Raw genomic sequence first — 19,561 nt, 5'->3', positions numbered from 1 at the left:
GCACGGGACGGATGTGCGCCGACTGCCTCCGCCGAACCCGGCTCTGTTCGCGCTGCCAGTGCCCGGCCGAGAAGCCGGTCCCCGTGGCCTTCGTCCACGGGGGCTCGGGGCCAGGACGTACGGAGTACGCGTGCCGGGACTGCGCGGACTGGGGCGGGTGGTCACCCGAAGGTGTGATCGAAGGCGAAGTGGGCCCGGCTCCGACGCCCGCTGGCGACACTGGCCTTCGCCTGGAAAGGGGGGCAACATGACGGTTATGGCCGAGCGCACGTCTCAGATGTCGGTGGAGGAGTTCGAAACGATCGCGTCCGCTGCTCCCGAGACCGTCACGTTGGAGTTCATCAACGGACAGATCGGGGTCAAGAAGGTGGCGGACGGAGACCACGACACGATCGTGACGTGGCTTGCGCGGCGCTGTATGCAGGCCAGGCCCGACCTGGACCTGTATCAGGGCCGAGGGCTCAGGGTCGAGTCCTACCGACAGGGCAGAGCGAAACCGGATGCGGTGATCACTCCCGAAGCCCACTTCGCGGGACACGGCGAGTGGGCCGACCCCGACGGTGCCCTCATGGTCGTCGAGGTCACCTCGTACGACTCCGACACCGACCGGCGGGACCGGCACGAGAAGCCGGCCGCGTACGGGCAGTCCGGAATCCCTCTGTACCTGCTGATCGACAGGGACTCGTGCACCGTCACCGTGCACAGCAGCCCGGACCGGCTGGTCGGCGGTTACCGCGACGTGCGCACCGCGAAGTTCGGCGAGAAGGTGTCCGTTCCCGATCCGGTCGGGATCGAACTAGACACGGAGATCCTCAGGAACTACGTCCGCTGACCCCAAGACGCGGTGACGGCCCCGCCGGATGCATCCGGCGGGGCCGTCACCGTCGTACGAAGACCTACGCGAGCAGCGCCGGGATCGTGCCCTCGTGGGCGACCCGCAGCTCCTCCAGCGTGAGCGTGAACTCGCCCTGGATCTCGACCGTGTCACCGTCCACGACACCGATGCGCGTGACCGGGAGCCCCCGGGCGCCGCACATGTCGTTGAAGCGGACCTCCTCGGAGCGGGGGACGGCCACGACGGCCCGTCCGGCCGACTCCGACAGGAGGAAGGTGAACGCGTCCAGGCCGTCCGGGACGATCAGGCGCGCGCCCTTGCCGCCGAGCAGCGCCGACTCCACGACCGCCTGGATCAGGCCGCCGTCGGAGAGGTCGTGCGCGGAGTCGATCATGCCGTCACGGGAGGCGGAGATCAGGATCTCGGCCAGCAGACGCTCGCGCTCCAGGTCGACCTGCGGGGGCAGTCCGCCGAGGTGGTCGTGGACGACCTGGGACCAGGCCGAGCCGCCGAACTCCTCACGGGTGTCGCCGAGCAGGTAGAGCAGCTGGCCCTCCTCCTGGAAGGCGACCGGCGTGCGCCGGGCCACGTCGTCGATGACGCCCAGGACGGCGACGACCGGGGTGGGGTGGATGGCCACCTCGCCCGTCTGGTTGTAGAGGGAGACGTTGCCGCCGGTCACCGGGGTGCCCAGCTGCTGGCAGGCGTCCGCCAGACCGCGTACGGCCTCGGCGAACTGCCACATGACCGCCGGGTCCTCCGGCGAGCCGAAGTTCAGGCAGTCGGAGACAGCCAGCGGCTTGGCGCCGGTGGTGGCCACGTTGCGGTACGCCTCCGCCAGGGCCAGCTGGGCACCGTGGTACGGGTCCAGCTTGGCGTAGCGGCCGTTGCCGTCGGTCGCGATGGCGACACCGAGGCCGCTCTCCTCGTCGACGCGGATCATGCCGGAGTCCTCGGGCTGGGCGAGGACCGTGTTGCCCTGCACGAAGTGGTCGTACTGGCTGGTGATCCAGGACTTGGAGGCCTGGTTCGGGGAGGCCACCAGCTTCAGGACCTGCTCCCGCAGCTCCCCGCTCGTCGCCGGACGCGGCAGCTTGTTCGCGTCGTCCGCCTGGAGCTCGTCCTGCCAGGACGGGCGGGCGTACGGGCGCTCGTAGACCGGGCCGTCGTGCGCGACCGTGCGCGGGTCGACGTCGACGATCTTGCCGCCGTGCCAGTAGATCTCCAGGCGGTCGCCGTCGGTGACCTCGCCGATGACCGTGGCGATGACATCCCACTTGTCGCAGATCGCGAGGAAGCGGTCGACCTTCTCGGGCTCCACGACCGCGCACATGCGTTCCTGCGACTCGCTCATGAGGATTTCCTCGGGCGAGAGGGTCGAGTCGCGCAGGGGCACGTCGTCGAGGGTGACGCGCATGCCGCCGGAGCCGTTGGACGCCAGCTCGCTCGTCGCGCAGGACAGGCCCGCCGCGCCGAGGTCCTGGATGCCGACGACCAGCTTCTCCTGGAAGGCCTCCAGGGTGCACTCGATGAGGAGCTTCTCCTGGAAGGGGTCGCCGACCTGGACGGCGGGGCGCTTCGACGGCTTGGCGTCGTCGAAGGTCTCGCTCGCCAGGATCGAGGCGCCGCCGATGCCGTCGCCGCCCGTGCGGGCCCCGTAGAGGATGACCTTGTTGCCGGCGCCGGAGGCCTTCGCGAGGTGGATGTCCTCGTGCCGCATGACGCCGATGGCACCGGCGTTGACCAGCGGGTTGCCCTGGTAGCAGGCGTCGAAGACGACCTCACCGCCGATGTTCGGCAGGCCCAGGCAGTTGCCGTAGCCTCCGATGCCGGCGACGACACCCGGGAGGACGCGCTTGGTGTCGGGGTGGTCCGCCGCGCCGAAGCGCAGCGGGTCGACGACGGCGACCGGGCGGGCGCCCATCGCGATGATGTCGCGCACGATGCCGCCGACACCCGTGGCCGCGCCCTGGTAGGGCTCGACGTAGGAGGGGTGGTTGTGCGACTCGACCTTGAAGGTGACCGCGTAGCCCTGGCCGACGTCGACCACGCCCGCGTTCTCGCCGATGCCGACGAGCAGGGCGTCGGACTGGGGCGCCTTCTCGCCGAACTGGCGCAGGTGCACCTTCGACGACTTGTACGAGCAGTGCTCGGACCACATGACCGAGTACATGGCGAGCTCGGCACCGGTGGGCCGGCGGCCGAGGATCTCGACGACGCGCTCGTACTCGTCCTTCTTCAGGCCCAGTTCGGCCCAGGGCAGCTCGACGTCGGGGGTCGCGGCCGCGTGCTCGACCGTGTCCAGAGGCGTCCGGCTCATACGTTGACCAGCTTCTTGAGGATCGAGGTGAAGAAGGGGAGGCCGTCGGTGCGGCCGGTGCCGATCAGCGGCTCCACGGCGTGCTCCGGGTGCGGCATGAGGCCCACGACGTTCCCGGCCTCGTTGGTGACGCCGGCGATGTCCCGCTGGGAGCCGTTGGGGTTGAAGTCGAGGTACCGGAAGGCGACACGGCCCTCCGCCTCCAGCTTGTCGAGCGTGTACGCGTCGGCGACGTACTGGCCGTCGTTGTTCTTCAGCGGGATGTGGATCTCCTGGCCGGCCGTGTAGTCGGTCGTCCAGGCGGTCTCGGCGTTCTCCACCCGCAGCTTCTGGTCGCGGCAGATGAAGTGCAGGTGGTCGTTGCGCAGCATCGTGCCCGGCAGGAGGTGCGCCTCGGTGAGGATCTGGAAGCCGTTGCAGATGCCGAGGACCGGCAGTCCGGCCTTCGCCTGCTCGATGAGCGTCTCCATCACCGGCGAGAAGCGCGCGATGGCTCCGGCACGCAGATAGTCACCGTAGGAAAACCCGCCGCACAGCACCACGGCGTCGACCTGGTGGAGGTCCTTGTCCTTGTGCCAGAGAGCGACGGGTTCGGCACCGGCGAGCCTGATCGCACGCTGGGTGTCCCGGTCGTCGAGGCTGCCGGGAAAAGTGACGACACCAATACGTGCGGTCACTTTCCGACCTCCGCGACTTCCTCCACCTTGACGGTGAAGTCCTCGATCACGGTGTTGGCGAGGAAGGATTCCGCCAGCTCATGGATGCGGGCGAGCGCGGCGTCGTCCACCGGTCCGTCAACTTCCAGTTCGAATCGCTTTCCCTGACGTACGTCGGAGACGCCCTCGAAACCGAGGCGCGGCAGCGCGCGCTGCACCGCCTGGCCCTGGGGGTCGAGGATCTCCGGCTTGAGCATGACGTCGACTACGACGCGTGCCACTGGCACTCCCGGTGTTGTGGTGCTGAGCAGGTTCCTACAGGTGCCTTCAGACTACCCGTACGAAATTTCTACGCGGGTAGATTCGTAGGAAACTACAGGGATTGCCGGTGATGGCGGTCACGATCAGGTATCGGACGATCACCCTGACGAAAACTTCCGGGAAAGATCCCGGAACCCTATTGCGCGAGGGACACGCGGGCAGATTAAGTCTGTCTTCACATTGCAATGCCGGGCACTGTACAAATGAATTGGCAATAGCCGATACTTTGCCCAATTAACAGCCGGACAGCCGACATCTTCCTGACGTCAGGGCACGTCAACCGGAGAGATGTCGCACGAAGGGACCGATATTCGTGGCGCAGCGTGTCGTGGTCACTCTCTCCGACGACATCGACGGCTCGGAAGCGGCGGAGACGATCGCCTTCGGACTCGACGGCAAGTCGTACGAGATCGACCTGAACGAAGCCAATGCCAAGAAACTGCGTAAGGCGCTCGCGCCCTACGTCGAGGCCGGCCGCAAGCGGTCGAAGTCGGGCAAGGCGTACAAGCAGACCCAGGTCGCCCCGGACCCGGCGGCCGTGCGCGCCTGGGCCCAGGCCAACAAGCTGGAGGTCCCCGCGCGCGGCCGGATCCCCAAGAAGGTCTACGAGGCGTTCGCCGAGGCGCAGTAGCCGCCCGGCGCCTGCCGCCCTCAGGGCCCGTCAGCGGGCCCCGGGGGCGGCCGACTTGGACCCCGGGGACAACCGACTTGCGTTGCCCCCCGGCGGATCAGATAGAGTCTGGAGCACGCCGAGGGGCAAGGCCGAAAGGCCCGGCTCACCGGAGTCACGCGGGTGTAGTTCAGTAGTAGAACATCCCCCTTCCAGGGGGAAGGCGCAGTGTGCAATTCCTGTCACCCGCTCTGATCACTTACCAACCACTCCAGTGGATCAGGTAATGTGGTCTTCGCGCCGATCGGTGGGAGCCGGTCGGAGGCAATGCGGACGTAGCTCAGTTGGTAGAGCGCAACCTTGCCAAGGTTGAGGTCGCGAGTTCGAGCCTCGTCGTCCGCTCTGGAAAGCAAGACCCCGGTCCACTGGACCGGGGTCTTCTTTGTGTTCCCCACCGTAGAGCTGCTGATCTTTCGTCTGACATTTGTCATGTCGAGTGATGACACCGCGCACTGCCTACCGTCCTGTGCCGCCGGGACGCTGGAGACATGAAAACGAACGGGCACGAGGACGTGATCGAGGTCACCGACCTGCGGCGCGTGTACGGGGGCGGTTTCGAGGCCGTACGGGGGATCACCTTCTCCGTCGCCCGGGGAGAACTCTTCGCGCTGCTCGGCACCAACGGCGCGGGGAAGACATCGACGGTCGAACTGCTGGAGGGCCTCGCACCGCCGTCCGGCGGCCGGGTGCGGGTCCTCGGGCACGACCCCCACGGGGAACGCGCGGCCGTGCGCCCCCGGATCGGCGTGATGCTCCAGGAAGGCGGCTTCCCCTCGGAGCTGACCGTCGCGGAGACGGTACGGATGTGGGCCGGCTGCACCAGCGGGGCGCGGCCGGTCGGCGAGGCCCTGGACATCGTCGGGCTCGGGCGGCGGGCCGGCGTACGGGTCAAGCAGTTGTCCGGGGGTGAGAAGCGGCGCCTCGACCTGGCGCTCGCGCTCCTCGGGCGCCCCGAGGTCCTGTTCCTGGACGAGCCCACCACCGGACTGGACGCGGAGGGCCGCCAGGACACCTGGGAACTGGTGCGGGAGCTGCGCGACGCGGGGACGACCGTGCTGCTCACCACGCACTACCTGGAAGAGGCGGAGGACCTGGCCGACCGGCTCGCCATCCTCCACGAGGGCGTCGTCGCCGCGACCGGCACCCCGGCCGAGGTGACCGCGTCCCAGCCGTCCCGCATCTCCTTCGAACTGCCCACCGGGTACTTCCTCGGCGACCTGCCACCGCTCGGCGAACTCGGTGTCACCGGGCACGAGGAGCACGATCGCGTGGTCGTGCTGCGCACGAACGAACTCCAGAGGGCGGCCACCGGGCTGCTGCTGTGGGCCGAGCGGTCCCGGGTCGAACTGCGCCGGCTGGAGGTGCGGTCCGCCTCGCTGGAAGAGGCGTTCCTGCGGATCGCGCGGGAGACGGCGGAGGCGGCGGGGGCCGCGCGTGCGGGTGCGGGCGCGGATGCGGAGTCCGGCGGTGGGCCCGGGACCGGCAAGGGACAGGGGAGGGGTCCGGGCGCCGGGGCGGGAACCGGATCGCGTACGGGCTCGGGGCTCCTTTCGGGCATGGGATCGCGCAAGGGCGGGACGAGGGCATGAGCACGACCACAGGCAAGGCCACGACCGCGGGCACCACCGGTGCGGGCGCGGGCACGACGGGTGCGGGCGCGGGCACGACGGGTGCGAGGGCTGTCGTCACCGCCGGGACCACGACCCTGCGGGGCCGGATGACCGCGCTCGCCCGAGCCGAGCTGACGCTGCTGGGGCGCAGCCGGGCCACGCTGATCTCGGCGCTGTTCGTCCCGCTCCTGCTACCGCTCAGCGTCCGGTCGGCGACCGACCAGATGGACCTGGCGGAGGCGGGCCTGAGCGTCGGGATGGTCATCCTCCCCGCCGCCGTCGGCTTCTCGCTGCTCTTCGCGATCTACACCGCCCTCACCAACATCTACGTCGTACGCCGCGAGGAACTCGTCCTCAAGCGGCTGCGGACCGGTGAGCTGCGCGATCCGGAGATCCTGGTCGGGGCCGCACTGCCCGCCGTCGGCATCGCCCTCGTGCAGTGCCTGCTCCTCGCGATCGGCTGCACGGTCCTGCTCGACCTCCAAGCGCCGCCCGCGCCGCACCTGGCCGTCCTGGGTGTGCTGCTCGGTGTCGTGATGTGCGTGGCGCTGGCGGCGGTCACCGCGAGCATCAGCCGTACCGCAGAGAGCGCCCAGGTCACCAGCCTGCCGCTGATGTTCGTCTCCCTGCTGGGGTCGGGCATCACCGTGCCGCTCGAAGTGCTGCCCGACCGTGTGGCGTCCGTCTGCGAACTGCTGCCGCTCAGCCCCGTCATCACGCTGGTGCGCGGCGGCTGGACCGGCGACCTGTCCGCGTACGACGCCCTGGGCGCCGTCGCCACCGCACTGGCCTGGACCGTGCTCGCGGTGTTTGCTGTACGGCGGTGGTTCCGCTGGGAACCGCGCCGATGAGGGGAGTTGAGTCATGCGGGGGCCGGGGGCCTGGTGGCGGGCGAAGAGCACACCGGCCAAGGTGGAGACGTACACGCGGTGGTCGTTCCACTCGTTCGCGGTGTTCGAGATCGTCGCGTTCGGACTGCCCCTGCTGAGCAAGGCTCCGCTGTCGCAGTCGAGCTGGCTGTTCGTGCTGGTCGGCGTGCACGCGGCACTCGGCGCGGCGACCGCGGCGCACGCACTCGACTGGGTGCGGGGCACCCGCGAGCAGCCGTTGCGGCTCATGTGGGCCCTCGGCGTGGTCAGCGTGGTGCTCGGCGGCCTCGCGTTCGCTCTCGGCGACCGTGAGAAGGACGATGCCACGGCCACCGTGCTGGGCTCGATGTTCGGCGGGGTGCTGATGTTCGGCCTCGGCCTCATCACGCTCGGCATCCGCGAGCGGCAGCGCGTGCTCCACCTGATCGCGGGCTTCGCGGGCGGCTCCGGAGCACTGGCCCTCGCCCTGGGCTCGGACGCGGGCGACGCGCTGGCCGCGACGGTTCTGGTGCTGGTCAGCACCGCGTTCTTCGCCTTCACCGCCGTCTTCTCCGTCTGGCTCCTCAGGGCGGTCTACGAACTCGACGACGCCCGCGACACCCGCACCCGTCTCGCCGTCGCCGAGGAGCGGTTGCGCTTCGGGCGCGACCTGCACGACGTGATGGGCCGCAACCTCGCGGTCATCGCGCTGAAGAGCGAGCTGGCCGTCCAACTGGCCCGCCGGGAACGGCCCGAGGCCATCGAGCAGATGATCGAGGTTCAGCGGATCGCCCATGAGTCGCAGCGCGAGGTGCGGGAGGTCGTACGGGGGTATCGGGAGGCCGACCTCGGCGTCGAACTCTCCGGTGCACAGGGTGTGTTGGCGGCAGCCGGCATCGACTGCTCGGTCGACGGGGCGGACACCGCCGGGCTGCCCGGCGAGGTGCAGTCCGCGCTCGCCTGGGTGGTGCGGGAGGCGACGACGAACGTGCTGCGGCACGGGAACGCCGGTCAGTGCGCTGTGGCGCTGCGGGTGGGAGAGGGGCAGGTGGTGCTGACCGTGGAGAACGACGGGTTCCAGGTGGGCGGCGGCCAGGAGGAGGTGGGGTCCGGTTCCCGCGCCGGATCGGGGCTCGCCGGGCTGCGGGAGCGGCTGGCGGTCGTGGACGGGACGCTGGAGGCAGGTCCGGTGGGCGGCGAGGCGTTCCGGGTGGTGGCCCGGGTGCCGCTGAGGACTACGGAGGCTACTAGGGCTACTGGGGCTACTGGGGCGGCGTACTCGACGGATTCGGCGGAGACTGCCGACTCGGCGAAGGCGAAAGCGCAGGCGCAGGAAGCAGGCGCGGCGGCGCGGGGTGCGGGGGCAGTCGTCGGGTCGGCTGCGGTACGGGAGAGCACTTCATGACCGACGTGACGGAGGCGGGGCGGCGGGTGCGGCTGCTGCTGGCCGACGACGAACATCTGATCCGGGGGGCGCTGGCCGCGCTGCTGGGGTTGGAGGACGACCTGGTGGTGGTCGCGGAGGCGGCGAGCGGGCCGGAGGCGTTGGCGATGGCGCGGGCCCACGAACCGGATGTCGCGGTCCTGGACCTGCAGATGCCGGGCGCGGACGGTGTGAGGGTCGCCACATCGCTGCGGGCCGAACTGCCGGACTGCCGCGTGCTGATCGTGACCGGTCATGGCCGGCCGGGACATCTGAAGCGGGCGCTTGAAGCGGGTGTGCGCGGTTTCGTCCCCAAGACCGTCAGCGCGCAGCGGCTGGCGGAGATCATCCGGACCGTGCACGCGGGGAACCGTTATGTGGACCCGGAGTTGGCGGCCGACGCGATCTCCTCCGGGGACTCGCCGCTGACCGCGCGGGAGGCCGAGGTGCTCGAATTCGCCGCCGACGGTGCGCCCGTCGCGGAGATCGCCGACCGGGCCGCGCTGTCCCAGGGGACCGTCCGGAACTATCTGTCGTCGGCCGTCTCCAAGCTCGGCGTGGAGAACCGGCATGCGGCGGTGCGGCTCGCCCGGGAGCGAGGTTGGGTATAGTAGGCCTCGCGCCACGGCGCAGCGCGGACGTAGCTCAGTTGGTAGAGCGCAACCTTGCCAAGGTTGAGGTCGCCAGTTCGAACCTGGTCGTCCGCTCGGCAGAGAAGACCCCGGTCCAGTGGACCGGGGTCTTCTTCGTGTCCGGCATGCTGTGCGCTAGCTCCAGCTCGTGCCCGTCAGGCGCTCGTACGCTTCCACGTACTTGGCTCGGGTCGCGGCGACGATCTCCTCCGGCAGCGGCGGCGGGGGCTGCTCGCTCTTGCGGTCCCAGCCCGAGGCCTCCGAGGTCAGCCAGTCCCGGACGAACTGCTTGTCGAAGGACGGCTGGGCGTGGCCCGGCTCCCAGAGGTCCGCCGGCCAGAAGCGGGAGGAGTCCGGGGTGAGCACCTCGTCGGCGAGGACGAGGGAGTCGCCCTCGTAGCCGAACTCGAACTTGGTGTCGGCCAGGATGATCCCCCGGTCACGGGCGATGTCGCGGGCCCGGCTGTACACGGCGAGCGTCGTCTGGCGCAGCTGTGCGGCGGTCTCGGCGCCGACCTGGCGGGCGACCTCCTCGTACGACACGTTCTCGTCGTGCTCGCCGACGGCGGCCTTGGTGGCCGGGGTGAAGATCGGCGCCGGCAGCTCCGAGCCGTCGACCAGGCCCTCGGGGAGGGCGAGACCGCAGACCGTGCGGGAGTCGTTGTACTCCACCAGGCCCGAGCCGGTGAGATAGCCGCGGGCGACGGCCTCGACCGGGACCATCGTGAGCGACTTGCAGATGAGGGTGCGGCCCGCCCAGTCGGCGGGGGCGCCCGGCGGGAGCTCGGTGCTCAGGACGTGGTTCGGGACCAGGTCGGCGAGCTGGTCGAACCACCAGAGGGACAGCTGCGTCAGGACCCGGCCCTTGTCGGGGATCTCCGTCGGCAGTACCCAGTCGAACGCGGACGTTCGATCGCTGGCGACCATCACGAGGTCGCCCGCCTCGTTCTGGTACAGCTCGCGCACCTTGCCGGTGTGCAGGTGCACCAGGCCCGGAACCTGGATCGGCTCGGGCTTTTCTACGAATCCGGACACGGTTCCTCCCCGTGGTGATGTCCAAGTGGCTCGATTCTCCCGTATGAGGGCGACCGGTCCTGCCCGGGGTTGCCTCGCAGAGAGTCGGCACGGGACCTGGCAGTGGACCCGGTACGGGACTCAGTCACGTTTGCAGATGCGGTCCAGGAGGTTCGCGGTGGCTCGCTGGACCCGGGTGTCGACGTGGCCCGGTCGGTCCAGGGCGGGGGACCATGCGAACGTCCCGGACGCGAAGACCCAGGCACCGGAGGGGGCTCGGTAGAGGGAGGTCTCCTGGTGGCGGACGACGTCGTCGGCGACCCGGTACGGGGAGTGGGCGAGGAGGATGCGGCCCTGGTGCTCGGGGAGCGGCGTGCGCGGGAAGTAGCGGTCGGCCTCACCGGCGACCATGCCCTCCAGCTCGTCGTTCTCGTGGGCGCCGGTCGCGTCCCAGAGCCAGTGGTCGGCGTTGCGCACGATCAGGGGGTGGGGGTCGGGGACCCGGCCCTCGTACTGGATCCCCATCAACTGCTGCTCGGGGCGGTCGATTTCGCGCCACAGTGCGGGTTTGCCGGGACCCCGGCGTTTTCGGCAGGTGAGGAGACGGTCGGGGGCCCCGGACGGGGACGGGCCCAGCTCCACCTGCCAGTACATGGTGTTGGAGGAGAGGAAGACGAGCGAGGTGCCGCCGTCCCGGGCGAGTTCGGCGGTGCGGCGCATCTGCGGCGACCAGTACTCGTCGTGGCCCGGGAACACCAGGCCCCGGTAGCGGGCCGGGTCCACGCGGCCGGAGTGCACGTCGCGGGCGTCGGCGTAGGCCAGGTCGTAGCCGTAGCGCTCGGCCCAGCGGATGAAGTCGTAGGCGTGGCCGACGTGCAGGGGGAGGCCGGCGCCGGCGTACGGGCGGTCGAAGGAGACGGTCGTCGCGGCGTCGGACTCACCGAGCAGCCGGCCTTCCTCGTCCCAGGCGTGGTAGAGGCTGGCGCCCGTACGGCCGTCCTCCGGATACAGGTTGTACGCCTGCCAGGTGATGTCCGGGAGCAGGAGCAGCAGGTCGGCCGGGCGGTCGTCGCGGACGGTGAACGGCACGTGGGAGCGGTAGCCGTCGGCGGTGGTCAGCACCGCCACGTACGCGCCGGTGTTCCAGTAGCTCGGGATCTGCAGCCGCCAGGAGAGCCACCAGTGATGGCAGGAGACGGTACGGTCGGCCGTGAGGGGCGGGGGCTGGACGATGCCGGAGAGGCGGGGGCTGGTGGTGATCTTCGCGGCGCCGTCGCCGCTGTAGTGGCCGATGCGATAGATGTCGACGCCGAATTCCTGGGGCGGGTCGACCGTGATGTGGAAGTCGATGGATTCACCGGGGGCGGCGGCGCCGGTCGCGGTGAAGCCCTTGATCTGGCGGCGCACGTCGTCGGCGGAGCGGGGGCCGCCCGGTGCGGTACGGGGAGCGGGGACGCGGGCGGGCGGGCGGGTGCGGCCGCCTTTGGCCGGGGCGTCGGTCTCCGGCGGGCCCGGCTCCACGTACCAGGGGACGACTTGGCCCGTGTCGTCGAAGTACGTCACATTGCCCCGTAGCCAGGGAACGGGGCCCTGGCCGAAGGGGTCCGTCACGGCGTGGGCGAGTGCGCCCGACTCCCAACGGCGGATGTGGTGCTCCGAGCCCATGAATGGTCCCCTCCCTCGTACCCCGTGAGCTTTCGCAAGCCCTTGCTATGTACGCGATCGGTCCCAGCACATCACATTACGCACGCGCTCCGTCACCGTTCGTTGCTAATTGGCGGCAGTATGGCGAGAGTGGAACAGGTGGCTCAGGGTGGGGAGTTGGGTCGGGTCGGCGGGGTGTGGGCGGCCGGGGTGGTTCGGCCGTTCGCCAGACCATCCCGTGCTGCAGACCATCCCGCGCATCAGCCATCCCATGCCTCAGACCAGGCGGACCGGTTTCTCCGGTCGGACGCCGAGGCGGCGGAGCCAGTCGCGGAGGGGGACGGGGTCGCCGTCCTCCACGAGGGTCAGCACCTTGGGGGCGAGGTCGGCCGCTCGTTCGCCGCCGACCAGGAGCGAGGGGCCGTCCAGCCAGTCCAGGCCCGGGGTCGCGCCCGCTGTGTCCATCGCCGCGCAGCAGACCATCGCGGTGACGTGCTCCGCCAACAGCTCACGGCCCGTGCGGGGTGGCTGCATCGGGAACAGCGGCAGCAGTTCGTCGTCCCACAGCGCCCGATCCGGTCCCTGCGCCTCGGCCCCGGCTCCCGCGGGGGCCGCGGGAGCCGGGGCCGAGGCCTCCTCCCGCGCCAACTCGGCGGTCAGCGCGGCGGCGAGGCCTGCGGACCGGGCGTTGGCGAGACCGGGTTCGTCGTCGTCCTCACCGAGCTCGCCGTGGCCGTGGTCAGCATCGGTGCCTGCGCCGTCGTGGCCGTGGCCGTCGTCACCGAGGTGGGATATGTGGTGCCGGTTCGGTTCCTGGGCGGGGTTGTGTTCGCGCGCCGGGTCGGGGGCCGGAGTCGGGGTGGGGCGCGTCAGGGTCGTCAGGTGGTTCAGGACCCGGGAGAGAGTGGGGCCGCCCGGGGCCGGGCCGGTGGGGTCCGGGCTCGGGGCGCTCGCGGTGTGGCTGACGCCCAGGGTGTCGAGGACGCGGTGGAGGCGGGCCGCGTCGGTGCGCCACTTGCGGTCCACGACCTCGTCCGGGTACTCGTGCCAGTCGACCGGGGACCAGTCGGCGCCGGACTCGGCGGGGCCGCCGTGGAAGAGGCGGGCCGCGAGGAGGGACGCGGCCTCGTCGACCGTGCCGGGCTCTTCGAGGAGGTCGCAGGCGGGGCGCTCGCCGAGCCGGGAGGCGAAGCCCTCGGCCAGGCGGTCGCGGCGGGACAGCTCCGTGAGCGCGGCGACGACGCCCGCGTCCAGACGGGACGGCCAGCGCCCCATCCGCCAGGCGGGCAGCGCGACCCGGGTGAGGAGGCGGTCCCAGCCCGCGTAGGCCAGGCCGACCTGCTCCTGGGCGACGATCCGCAGACCGTAGTCCACCGCCTGTGCACGCTCGGCCGCCGCGGCGGCGACCCCGCGCTCCATCTCCGCCGCGTGCCCCCGGCAGCCGCGCAGGAGCAGCCGGGTGACCCAGCCGACCCCCGCCAGCACCGACCGTACGAGCGGGCCGTGCGCCGGCGACGAGGTGACGGCCACGGCCGCGTCCAGTCCGCGTACGAAACGGCGGGCCGCGGCTATGTCCGGGTGCGCCGAGGGCCCCGTACCGGCGACGACCGGGGCCAGCACCGCTCGTAGCTCCCCGACCCGCATCCACCACAGGAAGGGTGAGCCGATGACGAGCACCGGGGCGGTGGGTGGGCGGTGTCGGCGGGGGGAGGAGGGTCCGGGCTCCACACCTGGACGCGGGCCCGAGTTCAGCCCCGAGTTCAGATCTGAGCGCAGGCCGGGTGCGGATCCGCGGGCGTCCGTCATCTCGTCGGCCCGGTCGGTGCCCGCGCCGCCGGTGCCCCGCTCGGCCGACTCGGGCCCGGCGGTCCCCGCGCGGGTCGCGGGCGTACTGTGGGACGGGTGGGTGCGGTCCTCCAGCCAGCTGTCGCAGTCCGGGGTGAGCGCTATCGCTGAGGGGTGCGGGACGTTCAGACGGTCCGCCAGGTCCCGGACCAGGCGGTAGAGATCAGGGGCCGCCTGCTCGGTGATCGAGACCGTGGGGCTCACGGCGGGCCGGGCGCGGGCGACGACGAGCGCGATACCGACGGCGGCGAGGAGCACGACGACGGCGAGGCCGGAGACCATCCAGCTCGCCATGGCCCAGCCCGGGCCGGTCAGATGGCCGGTCGATCTGCCGGCCAGCAGGACGACGGCGGCCGCCGCGGGCAGCAATGCCACGGCCAGCGCCCTGCTGCGGACCCGCAGCACGGCGAGGGCCCGGGAGCGCGCGGCCTGCGCGCCCGCCTCCTCACCATCTGCCATACCGGTCACGACCCGACGTCACCCCCTGCTGTCCCGTGTGGCGCACACCGCGACGACTGCGACGACTGCTCGTCGAAGTGGTCGCCGCCGAATGCCCTGACGTTGCTCACTCCCCCACTGTGGCACCCACCACTGACATCGCAATGCCGGTGGGCCAAGTGCCGGAACGCTTGCGCCGCACCCTAGTTGGGGGCCCGGCCGCCGTCAGCCGGATGGACCATCGCTCACTCGATGGAATGGCTTTGGGGAGAGGTGAATGACGCCGGGCAAGAACCGGGCCCCGGATTCCGAGGAATTTTCCAGGGGTTCCTGGGGGTCTCCGAGGGGCGCCGGGGCCTGGGGTTCGTACCCGTTGGTGATGCTTCGCATGCGGATGTCGCGAAGGGGGCGGATGTGTTCGGTTGTGTGTGCGGGGGGAGCGGCGCAAGTCGCAGGCGCGCCCTTCAAGCCAGTGACCGGCTCAGCCTGTGACCGGCTCAGCCTGTGACCGGCTCAGCCTGTGACCGGCTCAGCCTGTGACGGCTCGGCCTGTGACGGCTCGGCCGGTCACGCCTCGGCCGCTGCCTTCGCCGCAATGTCCGAGCGGTGCTGGGAGCCCTCCAGGCCGATGCGGGCCACGGCGGTGTAGGCGCGGTCGCGGGCCTGGGTGAGGTCCTTGCCGGTGGCCGTGACGGAGAGGACGCGACCGCCGGCGCTGACGACGTCGTCACCGGCGCGCTTGGTGCCGGCGTGCAGGACGTACGCGTGCGGGGCGTCCACCGCGGCGACCTCGTCGAGGCCGGTGATGGGGTCACCGGTGCGCGGCGTGCCGGGGTAGTTGTGCGAGGCCACGACCACGGTGACGGCCGCGTCGGCGCTCCACCGCAGGGGTTCGATGTCGCCGAGGGTGCCGTTGGCGGCGGCGAGCAGGACACCGGCCAGCGGGGTCTTGAGACGGGCGAGGACGACCTGGGTCTCCGGGTCCCCGAACCGGGCGTTGAACTCGATCACCCGTACGCCTCGACTGGTGATCGCCAGCCCCGCGTAGAGCAGGCCGGAGAACGGGGTGCCACGGCGCCGCATCTCGTCGACGGTCGGCTGGAGCACGGTCTCCAGAACCTCGTCGACCAGCTTCGGATCGGCCCACGGGAGCGGCGAGTACGCGCCCATGCCGCCGGTGTTGGGGCCCTCGTCGCCGTCGAGCGCGCGCTTGAAGTCCTGCGCGGGCTGGAGGGGGACGACGGTCACGCCGTCGGTGATCGCGAAGAGGGAGACCTCGGGGCCGTCCAGGAACTCCTCGATGACGACCCGGCCGCAGGCGAGCGCGTGCTCGCGGGCCTGGGTGAGGTCCGCCGTCACGACGACGCCCTTGCCGGCCGCGAGCCCGTCGTCCTTCACGACGTACGGCGCGCCGAAGGCGTCCAGCGCCTCGTCGATCTCCTCGGCCGTCGTACAGACGTACGACCGGGCGGTGGGTACGCCGGCCCCTGCCATGACCTCCTTGGCGAAGGCCTTGGAGCCCTCCAGCTGCGCGGCCTCGCCGGACGGACCGAACACCGGGATGCCCGCCTCGCGCACGGCGTCGGCGACACCCGCGACCAGCGGGGCCTCCGGGCCCACGACGACCAGGTCGGCCTCCAGCCGCGTGGCCAGCGCGGCCACGGCGGCGCCGTCCAGCGCGTCGACCGAGTGCGACTCGGCCACCTCCGCGGTGCCCGCGTTGCCGGGGGCACAGTGGAGTGCGGTGACATCGGGGTCGAGGGACAGCGAACGGCACAGCGCGTGCTCACGAGCACCGGTACCAATGACGAGGACCTTCACGGGGTCAGCCTAGCCGGAGGGGGCGGGGGGCTTTGTGGGGGCTTCCGAAAGGTGGGACGGCGAGGGCTTGTCGGATCGTACGACTCGTGGCGAGGCGCCCCCTCGCTACTTGTTTCGCTATTCGTTTCACTATTCGTTCGCGATCTCCTCGATCACCGTCGCGCCCAGCTCGCGCACGATCAGGTCGTGGCCGGAGAGGGCTGTCTCGTCGAGGTCGGGATCGTCGTCCTCGGGGATGTCGTCCTCGGGGGAGACGGGCGGGGGCTCGGGAGCCGGGGGCGCCACGGGGGCGACGGGCTGAGCGGCCGGGGCCGACTGGTGGGGCGCGGCCGTACCAGGGGATGCCGGGCGGGAGGAGGGGGCCGACGCCTGGGGCGGGCCGGGGCGGGAGGACGGGGCCGGGGAGCCGCCGTAGCCACCGGCGCCCGCGCCACCGCCGTAGCCGCCGCCTCCGTAACCGCCTGCGGCCGGGGCGGGAGCGCCGTATCCGCCGGGGGTGGCCGCTGGGGCCGAGCCGCCCGAGGTGTCGATGACGGCCTCGATCTTCCAGTGCACGTTGAACTGCTCGGCCAGGGCCGCGCGCAGGACGTCCTCGCTGCCGCTGCTCGCGAAGTTGTCGCGGGCGCCCGCGTTGACGAAGCCGATCTGCAGGGTGGTGCCGTCGAAGCCGGCCACGTGGGCGTTCTGGCTGAGGAGGATCCAGGTGAAGCGGCGGCGGTTCTTCACCGTCTCCAGGATGTTGGGCCAGAGGGTGCGGGGGTCGGGTCCGCCGGGGGCCGGGTTGTAGGAAGTGGCCGGGGTCGGGCTCGCCGCGGGAGGAGCGGGCTGGGCGTACGCCGGGGGCGCGGGTGCGGGTGCGGCCGGGCCGGGGGTGGGCGCGGACTGGGCGCCGGGCGCGGAGCCGCCACCGGCGGGCGCGGCGGTCGGCCATCCGCCGGGTCGGCGGCCGCTGCCCGCGGCGGCCGGGGTGGGCCAGGAGCCGGGAGCGGCGCCACCGGGTGCGCCCGTCGCGTTGGGGTGGGCGGGGGGTGGGGAACCCGCGCTCGGCTGGGCGTGCGCGGGAGTGGTGGGGGGCCCGGCAGGGGTACCGCCCGCGGCGGCGGCCGGGGCGACGGGCGCACCCTCGTGGGGTGCGGCCGGGCCGTTCCCGGCCGGGCCGGCTGCCGGTGCTCCGGCGGCGCCGCCGGAGCCGTACCCGTCCGAACCCGAATTCGAACCCGAGCCGGGAACGGGGCCGTGGCCGGCGCCGGGACCCTGCGCGCCCTGTGCTCCGCCGCCGTGACCGGAGCCGGGAGTGGACCCGGCCCCCGCACCGCGAACCGCGGCCCGAGCCGCCGCGGGCCCACCGCCCGGCGGAACCTGCGCGGCAGCCGGAGCCTGGGCGCCGTGCGGAGCCGAGGGGGCCTGCGGATGCGCAGCCATGCCCATGGGCTGGGCCGCTCCCCCGTGCGCGGCGGGCCCGGGCAGGTAACCCATGGCCGGCGCCGAGCCGCCGCCGGAGAAGTTCACCCCTCGTTCCAGGCGGTCCAGGCGGGCCATGACGGACCGTTCGTCGCCGTAGGTGGCGGGGAGGAGTACCCGGGCGCAGATCAGTTCGAGCTGGAGGCGGGGCGAGTTGGCGCCGCGCATCTCGGTGAGGCCCTCGTTGACGAGGTCGGCGGCGCGGCTGAGCTCGGCGGCGCCGAAGACGCCGGCCTGGGCCCGCATCCGCTCCAGGACCTCGGCCGGAGCGTCGATGAGGCCCTTGTCGATGGCGTCCGGCACGGCGGCGAGGATCACCAGGTCCCGCAGCCGCTCCAGCAGGTCGGCGACGAACCGCCGCGGATCGTTGCCACCCTCGATGACGTGGTCGACGACCTCGAAGGCCGCGGCCCCGTCCCCGGCGGCGAAGGCCTCGACGACCGAGTCGAGCAACGACCCGTCCGTGTAGCCGAGCAGCGATGTGGCCATGGCGTAGGTCACGCCCTCGTCCGTCGCGCCCGCCAGGAGTTGGTCCATGACGGACATCGAGTCACGCACGGAGCCGGCTCCGGCGCGCACGACCAGGGGGAGGACACCCTCCTCGACCGGGATCTTCTCCTTGCCGCAGACCTCGCCGAGGTACTCGCGGAGCGTGCCGGGCGGGACGAGCCGGAACGGATAGTGGTGGGTGCGCGACCGGATGGTCCCGATGACCTTCTCGGGCTCGGTGGTCGCGAAGATGAACTTGAGGTGCTCCGGCGGCTCCTCGACGACCTTCAGCAGCGCGTTGAAACCGGCCGACGTGACCATGTGGGCCTCGTCGATGATGTAGATCTTGTACCGGCTGCTCGCGGGTCCGAAGAAGGCTTTCTCCCGCAGCTCACGGGCGTCGTCCACGCCACCGTGCGAGGCGGCGTCGATCTCGATGACGTCGATCGACCCCGGTCCGTTGCGGGCGAGGTCCTGGCAGGACTGGCACTCACCGCACGGCGTGGGGGTGGGGCCCTGCTCGCAGTTCAGACAGCGGGCCAGGATGCGCGCGCTGGTCGTCTTCCCGCACCCGCGCGGCCCACTGAACAGGTACGCGTGATTGACCCGGTTGTTTCGCAACGCCTGCTGCAGCGGGTCGGTGACATGCTCCTGCCCGATGACCTCGGCGAACGACTCCGGGCGATATCGGCGGTACAGCGCGAGAGACGACACGCTTACGAGGTTATAGGCGCCCACTGACAACCCGGCGCCCGAGACGGCGAAGACCCCTCACGCACCCGCCAGAGCCAACCTACCCTTGCTGCCTTCCGGCCCTGGGGGAGTTCAGTCAGATAGCGCCGCGTGAGGGGCTGACCCCAGCCTACCCGATCCCCGGGGACCACCGACCCGCCTCCCCACCCCTCGCTCCCACCTTGATCACCGGCCGTCGAACGAGTTCGCAAGCACCCTCCGCCGTCATGTAATGTTTCCGGCGGAGGATTCGCCTAGAGGCCTAGGGCGCACGCTTGGAAAGCGTGTTGGGGGCAACCCCTCACGAGTTCGAATCTCGTATCCTCCGCAGTCGCCTGACCAGGCGAAACGAGGAGCCGAGCCGCAATTGCGGCTCGGCTCCTCGTTGTACGTTGGTTGCAGTTCTGGTTGCATTTATAGGCGACATTCGGAACATATCAACCGACAGGCAGGCGTACGTCCCGCGACTCCCGGCAGGCGGTCGGCACCGACTTGCGCTGCAGAGGTCCTATGGAACTTGGCTGTGGACGTCCCGGCGATTGCCGACGGTCAGGACCGACACGATCAACTGACGATCCTCAGCGGGGCAGACAACGCGGCGGTCGCCGGCCCCGGTCAGGGACGTGATGGCCCTCAACGAGCAGATCGCCGATTTGGACGAACTCGTCGAAGGCCGGTTTCGCGAACACGAACTCGCTGACAGTCCAGGGCGTCCCCGGCATCGGCGCCACCCTGGGCGGGGAGTTCCTTGCGGCCTTCGCCGGCGTCGCGCCCGTGTCTCGTGTCTCGTGTCTCGTGTCTC

The 19,561-nt window shown here is 71.3% G+C and carries 14 protein-coding genes, 4 tRNA genes, 1 other RNA gene and 1 pseudogene; 11 read left to right on the top strand and 9 right to left on the bottom strand.

All coding sequences use genetic code 11. The annotated features are described in order from the left end of the window. Positions 1-247: 247 nt before the first annotated feature. Positions 248-832, top strand: a complete 585-nt coding sequence (locus P8T65_RS24195) for a Uma2 family endonuclease (protein ID WP_316727321.1) — start codon at positions 248-250, stop codon at positions 830-832. A 64-nt stretch (positions 833-896) separates the two neighbouring features. On the opposite strand, the gene purL is transcribed toward P8T65_RS24195, so the two are convergent. From purL to purS, 3 genes are read right to left on the bottom strand one after another with little or no spacing between them, the layout of a single operon-like run. Continuing rightward, positions 897-3,155 carry a phosphoribosylformylglycinamidine synthase subunit PurL gene (gene purL, locus P8T65_RS24190; RefSeq protein WP_316727320.1) on the bottom strand — a complete coding sequence of 753 codons (2,259 nt, stop codon included), beginning with the start codon at positions 3,153-3,155 and terminating at the stop codon, positions 897-899. Next, complete coding sequence (purQ, locus tag P8T65_RS24185; protein WP_184892151.1) at positions 3,152-3,832, bottom strand: phosphoribosylformylglycinamidine synthase subunit PurQ; 681 nt, start codon at positions 3,830-3,832, stop codon at positions 3,152-3,154. The genes purL and purQ overlap by 4 nt, the downstream gene beginning before the upstream one ends. Further along, positions 3,829-4,092, bottom strand: coding sequence for a phosphoribosylformylglycinamidine synthase subunit PurS (gene purS, locus P8T65_RS24180; protein WP_033526749.1), 264 nt, complete (start codon positions 4,090-4,092; stop codon positions 3,829-3,831). Before purS ends, purQ begins: the two co-directional genes overlap by 4 nt. A gap of 353 nt (positions 4,093-4,445) precedes the next feature. Here purS and P8T65_RS24175 point away from each other — a divergent pair, with 353 nt between their 5' ends. The 8 genes from P8T65_RS24175 (at position 4,446) to P8T65_RS24140 (ending at position 9,390) form a co-directional block, all read left to right on the top strand. After that, positions 4,446-4,763, top strand: coding sequence for an Lsr2 family protein (locus tag P8T65_RS24175; RefSeq protein WP_215456724.1), 318 nt, complete (start codon positions 4,446-4,448; stop codon positions 4,761-4,763). Positions 4,764-4,921: 158 nt separating this feature from the next. After that, positions 4,922-4,993, top strand: a tRNA-Gly gene (locus P8T65_RS24170). Between the two features lie 78 nt (positions 4,994-5,071). Beyond that, positions 5,072-5,144 (top strand) — tRNA-Gly (locus tag P8T65_RS24165). A 146-nt stretch (positions 5,145-5,290) separates the two neighbouring features. Then, complete coding sequence (locus tag P8T65_RS24160) at positions 5,291-6,391, top strand: ABC transporter ATP-binding protein (RefSeq protein ID WP_316727319.1); 1,101 nt, start codon at positions 5,291-5,293, stop codon at positions 6,389-6,391. Further along, positions 6,388-7,263 (top strand): ABC transporter permease, encoded by an 876-nt coding sequence (locus tag P8T65_RS24155; RefSeq protein WP_399099941.1) that lies wholly within the window; start codon positions 6,388-6,390, stop codon positions 7,261-7,263. Before P8T65_RS24160 ends, P8T65_RS24155 begins: the two co-directional genes overlap by 4 nt. Positions 7,264-7,276: 13 nt before the next feature. Further along, on the top strand, positions 7,277-8,665 hold the full coding sequence (locus tag P8T65_RS24150) for a sensor histidine kinase (RefSeq protein ID WP_316727318.1): 1,389 nt from the start codon (positions 7,277-7,279) through the stop codon (positions 8,663-8,665). Beyond that, positions 8,662-9,294, top strand: coding sequence for a response regulator transcription factor (locus P8T65_RS24145; protein WP_316727317.1), 633 nt, complete (start codon positions 8,662-8,664; stop codon positions 9,292-9,294). The genes P8T65_RS24150 and P8T65_RS24145 overlap by 4 nt, the downstream gene beginning before the upstream one ends. Before the next feature lie 23 nt (positions 9,295-9,317). After that, a tRNA-Gly gene (locus P8T65_RS24140) sits at positions 9,318-9,390 on the top strand. 60 nt (positions 9,391-9,450) lie between these two features. On the opposite strand, the gene P8T65_RS24135 is transcribed toward P8T65_RS24140, so the two are convergent. The 6 genes from P8T65_RS24135 to ffs form a co-directional block, all read right to left on the bottom strand. Beyond that, the gene (locus tag P8T65_RS24135) at positions 9,451-10,350 is read right to left on the bottom strand and encodes a phosphoribosylaminoimidazolesuccinocarboxamide synthase (RefSeq protein WP_316727316.1); all 900 of its coding nucleotides are present in this window, start codon (positions 10,348-10,350) and stop codon (positions 9,451-9,453) included. 120 nt (positions 10,351-10,470) lie between these two features. After that, positions 10,471-11,994 carry a N,N-dimethylformamidase beta subunit family domain-containing protein gene (locus P8T65_RS24130; RefSeq protein WP_316727315.1) on the bottom strand — a complete coding sequence of 508 codons (1,524 nt, stop codon included), beginning with the start codon at positions 11,992-11,994 and terminating at the stop codon, positions 10,471-10,473. A gap of 255 nt (positions 11,995-12,249) precedes the next feature. Continuing rightward, positions 12,250-14,277, bottom strand: coding sequence for a hypothetical protein (locus tag P8T65_RS24125; protein ID WP_316727314.1), 2,028 nt, complete (start codon positions 14,275-14,277; stop codon positions 12,250-12,252). A gap of 546 nt (positions 14,278-14,823) precedes the next feature. Beyond that, positions 14,824-16,077 (bottom strand): phosphoribosylamine--glycine ligase, encoded by a 1,254-nt coding sequence (gene purD, locus P8T65_RS24120; protein ID WP_316727313.1) that lies wholly within the window; start codon positions 16,075-16,077, stop codon positions 14,824-14,826. A 129-nt stretch (positions 16,078-16,206) separates the two neighbouring features. After that, on the bottom strand, positions 16,207-18,741 hold the full coding sequence (locus tag P8T65_RS24115) for a DNA polymerase III subunit gamma and tau (protein WP_316727312.1): 2,535 nt from the start codon (positions 18,739-18,741) through the stop codon (positions 16,207-16,209). Positions 18,742-18,786: 45 nt separating this feature from the next. Next, positions 18,787-18,883: signal recognition particle sRNA small type (gene ffs / locus P8T65_RS24110), an RNA gene on the bottom strand. 119 nt (positions 18,884-19,002) lie between these two features. Here ffs and P8T65_RS24105 point away from each other — a divergent pair. Both P8T65_RS24105 and P8T65_RS24100 read left to right on the top strand, forming a co-directional pair. Then, positions 19,003-19,087 (top strand) — tRNA-Ser (locus tag P8T65_RS24105). A 292-nt stretch (positions 19,088-19,379) separates the two neighbouring features. Continuing rightward, a pseudogene (locus P8T65_RS24100) lies at positions 19,380-19,560 on the top strand (IS110 family transposase); the annotation flags it as partial. Between the last annotated feature and the right edge of the window lies 1 nt (position 19,561).

The organism is Streptomyces sp. 11x1, assembly GCF_032598905.1.
Classification (GTDB): Bacteria; Actinomycetota; Actinomycetes; order Streptomycetales; family Streptomycetaceae; genus Streptomyces.
Note: the sequence above shows the minus strand (reverse complement) of the source record. Positions and strands in the feature narration are given on the sequence as shown.